2 protein-coding genes and 2 pseudogenes are annotated in these 5,051 nt (G+C 56.9%); all 4 read left to right on the forward strand.

Features of this window, described 5'->3' with window-relative positions:
- Positions 1 to 336 (forward strand): annotated as a pseudogene (locus BLR34_RS16325) (IS4 family transposase); the annotation flags it as partial.
- Between the two features lie 711 nt (positions 337 to 1,047).
- Positions 1,048 to 2,130: a hypothetical protein gene (locus tag BLR34_RS17190; RefSeq protein ID WP_176765366.1), complete on the forward strand. Its 1,083-nt coding sequence runs from the start codon at positions 1,048 to 1,050 to the stop codon at positions 2,128 to 2,130.
- Between the two features lie 218 nt (positions 2,131 to 2,348).
- Positions 2,349 to 4,706: a hypothetical protein gene (locus BLR34_RS16335; RefSeq protein ID WP_218120929.1), complete on the forward strand. Its 2,358-nt coding sequence runs from the start codon at positions 2,349 to 2,351 to the stop codon at positions 4,704 to 4,706.
- Positions 4,707 to 4,851: 145 nt separating this feature from the next.
- Positions 4,852 to 5,051 (forward strand): annotated as a pseudogene (locus BLR34_RS16340) (IS66 family transposase); the annotation flags it as partial.

Consider the following 5,051-nt stretch of genomic DNA (forward strand, 5'->3'; position numbering starts at 1 on the left):
AAGACGCAGTACGAACTGGATGAGTTCACTACGAGCAAATCCCATGTTGTCGAGATTCTGCTGTACGCAGCGTTGCTGTCGCTGTTAGTGAGCCGTGATTTGTTGGATCTGCTCACCGTTGTCGCAGATGACGAGATCGTGTTTCCACCAGAACGCTGGGCGGCGACCTTCCGGTCGCACGCCCAACTCCTCCTCCACGAGTTGGGTGAGTACCTCGGTTACTCGCCGCCACCGCTGTTAGAACGACTGATCGAAGATGCGCAGAAGATTCACCAGCAACGACCGATCTTACAAGAGAGACTCGTTACCGCTACACAACCTAGAGGTGAGGCTTAGCTAAAGACCAATGCACTCGTGTTGGACCCCATTGGAATCGCTGCCGTCCCAACGAGTCGCCTCGTCTGCAGCGACGAACCGCCCTCGGCATCGGCACTCGAGTTGCTGCTCAGAGCGATTATCACGCACAATCACACCCGCAATGTGCCGACGGTCGGTCAGATCTTGATACACCCAGTCTCGACGGATCAGTTCCGGGTCACGACGCGCGCCGCGGAAGTGGGACTGGGGGGCCGACCGTTCGGTCGGGATGGTCTCGCAGCCTCGATCGATTCTTCGCCGGTCTGTCCAATCGATCGCACGACTCCAAACAGAATCACGTCAAGCCGATGTGTCGCAGGCAACTACTGGGCAACCGATAGGACGGGGGCCGAAAGCAGTCGGGTTGCTAAGCTGATCACCAGCGAGAAGACGGAGGTCGCCGCAAACCCGGCCCTGCGATCGTTAAGACTCCGAGACAGTACCCACGAGTACGCTGGCCTGCTGCAGGGCCGCCCGGCAACCGACCCGTACGACGCGCTCCCAGTCGAGCCGACGATGACACTGTCGACCACTAAACTCGAAGCGTTGCTTGACGTAACACCACACTACGAGCCGTGTCGCTGGCCAGCAAAGCCGACTCGTCACGCGCCACGATTCATTCGTGAGACCGTTCGGACGCAGGCGGCTGGGACAGACCATGAGACGCTTCTGGCCGGCCCACATCCCGTAATGACACAACTCGGTGTGCAGGGCAGTGGGTCGTTGAGGGAGTTTGTCAGCGGTTGGTTAGCTGAAACCGGCATTCACGCCGACTCGGTCGATGACCGGTCGTACGGGGACTCACACCTTCGGGGACATCCTCACGATGAGACTGGCCCTGTTGTGGTGGTCGCCCCCGACGCAGATAACTCCGAGACAGTCGTTGAGACCGCAGGCGAACTCATCATGGCAGCAAACCGTGCAGGACAAACGGGCTCGCACCTGCTGGTCGTGACGCCGTCACAAGAGGCTGCTCGGTGGGCCCGAGATATCCTGGAGGTCCCGTATGCGAATCGCCGTGCTCCGGATCGCCACCAGTTGTACAGCATTCCAACGTACGTCTATACGAGCGCTGGCGATATTGTCGTCACCAAGCGCGACGCACCGTCGCCATACTGGACGGTCTCCGGTGATGGACGCCGAGCCCTGTATAGCGGGGGCCAATGTCTCGCAGCAGGACCGATTACAGCACCGATCACGTCGTATTCGTTCGAAACACCGCGGGTCACTACTCACGGGGACTCACTGGCCGTAACAGATCCCGATGGTGACATCCGCGAGACGAATCGCTCGCTGGCGGACTGTGCAGACGAGTACCAAGCTGTGCGCCGTCCGATCGTACCGAGGCTCCCGCTGTTCTGCGCGAAGGAGACAATCGCATATCGCGACGGGAGTTCGCTCGTCGAACCGATCCGCTCCCAAAGCTGGGCCGAGAACTCTACTCGGTTATCATGGGAGGAACACTGTGAGCGCGCAGTCAATACCTTCCTCGAGACGTATACGATCCCCGACGACACGAGAGACAGCAGTGAGACAGGACGGTTCATCGAGTACTTTCTAGCTTGGTACGATAAACAGACGACTTGTCGTCGTCCCGCTCAGATGACGGTCGCTTGCATACTGTCGGATCGTCTTCCCTCGGTTGAAGACATTCCACCAACGATGCCCGACGATCGCTCGTGGTGGCTCCCGACCATCGATCTCTCGCTCGAGATTGCCCATAGCTGTTCGTCAGCGGAAGCGCCCCACGAGGACATCTCAGACCACAACTAAGCAACGTATGGACAACCCACAACGACTCACCACAAATGCGGTTTGGCGACCCAGTCTGCTCTGGACCGCTACAGCACTAGTCGACGACCAGTACGGGACGTCGAACCAGAGCAGGACACAGACGAAGCGACAGCGTCGAGCCATATGTGGCCGTCTGCAGTCGCCGTTCCGATTGTATCGCACCCAGATCAAGAGATAAAATAACAACTTCACGACAAATGGGACAAACACCCAAACCAAACGGACCGATACGATACATCGACGAGGAGGGCAGCTTCAGGTACTGTCGGTTTGGTGCCGTTCGATTGATGCTCCCCGGTCACGCCGACGAGGATCGCCGGCTTGAGCGACTGCTACAGTTTGATGATGTTGCCGAAGACATCCTCAAAGAGAACGGCATCGATATGCTTGAACTGTTGACCTATCCAGGAAAGGTCCAACAGGAGTACTTTATTATTGGTCACAGTAATCGGCTAACGCACAACGAGAGTCTCGAGAAGGCCGCTGAAGCGGACTCAGCGGATCAAGACGAGGCTACTGGGGCCGGCACGTCGGCTGAGCGGTCGAATAATACATCACTCACAGCCTATACCGACGGCGGATCCGACGATGCCGGAGAATCTGAACCAACATCAGCGATCAGCGCGGAGCAGCCAGTCTCGAACAATACTGCGGATCGCGGAGATACGCGAGCCCAGCGGATCAAGGCAATCATCGACGACCACTTCGGGGAGATAATCGGGGCCCAGATCTGTACGCTTGATCTCACACCGTTGGGGAAGATTCCCATCCCGACGACCCGACTGCTGCAACCGGAGAATCTGTCGTTTGACCCCGTCGAAACGGCAGGGAAGGCTATGGCGGTAGAACTCGTCCGTGAACTGAAAAGAGATCGTATGCCCGGCGTCCATCAGACGCTGTTAGAGCCGGCTGGGTCGTCGAAATCGTACGATTACCTTGTCACGTCACGGCTCGCGCCGTTCGGCGCGGGACACGGAATCGTCACCGAAGCGGATCTCAAACGTCATCTCGAAGCGGACAACGAGTATCGGATCTCGTCGTATATGTCCGGCCCATCGACGGATAACTGGGCATTACCCATCGACTCACACAAGCGATACGCCAGCCGACAAAGTACCCATCCATCACGACTTGAACAACTCGACGAGATGAGCCTTCGCGATGGGCCGATCGAGGCAGTCGCAGCGGGCTTCCCGGAGTATCGGGCACTACTGGCTGGCCGAGTCCACAATGAGGATCGCTACCAGGAACTCTTCGGCGTCCACGGCCGCATCCCGATTCACAAAGCCGAACTACTGCATTTCCTCACCCTAAACACTGTGTATTTCGACGTGAGTTCGTTCGGGAGGCTAACGACAGCAGCCGAACCGACATTCACGACCGAAGAATTGGGGAGTGCCAGCCCAGGTACCCGGCAATCCTACGGCGTCGAGGAAGTCGGCGATTCGACGGCTGTGGCCGACGACTCGGATGAAGAATCGGATCGACACAAAGAACTAGTTATCGAACGAATCAGATTCTTGCTCCGGCATGGCCACGAAATTATTGCCGTCGATCAGGACGTGATCGACGTGGAGATTCCGGATCACGACCCAACGACGACACAGTACCTCGATGGCGAATCGCGTCCGGATATCGTGAGTAAAGCCGATGACGTTATTCATTTCCATGAAATCGAAGTCGAAAACAAAACGAAGCCAGCAGCGCTGCTCACGAACCTCGCACGGGCCGACTATCACGACCATCAAGTACACGTAGTCACCGAGTCACGGACGGAGGCAAAGCAGACACTGTGGACATCAAATCCGGAGGCCAAGGAGGGCCCCATCAGTATGGCGTTCAAATATACTGACGAGGAAGGGACAATCATCTACAATCAACGCAAGGATGTGCATACGGGCGATGTCTGGTATCTGTTGCCCCGTGATATCTCCGAAGCGACATGGCGAGTAACACCCGAGGATAGGCTACAGTTGGTCGCCCCCGATGGGACCGTACTCGCAGACGGTGCTGCGGACCAGTCAGTTGACACCTTCGAGTTTCAGACACCACAGGTCCGCAAAGACGGGACCGAATGGGTACTTGAGTCGGCCTCAGGTGAAGAGCTTCGACGGCGAGCGACGAAGGGTGCAGCCGCAAGCGGCTATACGTTCATCCGGAAGCCGCTTGTCCCAACACGATACGAGTACCTAGAGAACACGGTCGTCGAATTTCAGGAAAACGATGCGTTTACCATCTTCAAAAAGCCGCCGCTGTGGGAGAACCCCCACCAAAGCGCCTCGATTCGGTACGAAGAAGCCGCCAAAGCCTTCGTCGAGTTGGTCACGATAGAGTCCGACGGCGATACAACCCCGATTCCAGAACTACGCCGGCGATTCAAGACGTGGTATACGGAACAAACGGATCTCAAAGAACCAAACGAAACGTGGTTTGGACGGGCACTCCGGGCTTACTTCGAGGTTGACGACTCCGATGACCATAACAAGAAACTGGTCGGTCGGACGTTCCGATTCTCGGAAGGTCTGTTGTCACCAGATCTACCATTCATGGACTAGCGTGTAGTACGTGTTTAGCCCCAGACTGATTTCGATAGTCTCTCGTAAGAGCCACCCAATTGGTGCCGTAGATCGATGCAGCAGGCAAATGAATGCACCTTCGAGGGATGGTCTCCAGCCGGAGACCATCCCGTCTTGCCTGCTCATGACTTCTTCCGACCCTACCAAAGAGGAAATCCTCGCACGCCTTGCTTCGCTTGAGGAAGAGGTCGAACAGCTCCGCGAAGAAAACCAAGAGCTTCGAGAAGAGAACAAACAGTTACGACAGGAGAACAAGCGCCTCAGAGCAAAGCTCAGGTGGTACGAGGGACCGCATACACCACCGAGCAAGGACCAATCCGAGCA

Source organism: Halovenus aranensis, from assembly GCF_900100385.1.
In the GTDB taxonomy this organism is placed as follows: Archaea; Halobacteriota; Halobacteria; order Halobacteriales; family Haloarculaceae; genus Halovenus; species Halovenus aranensis.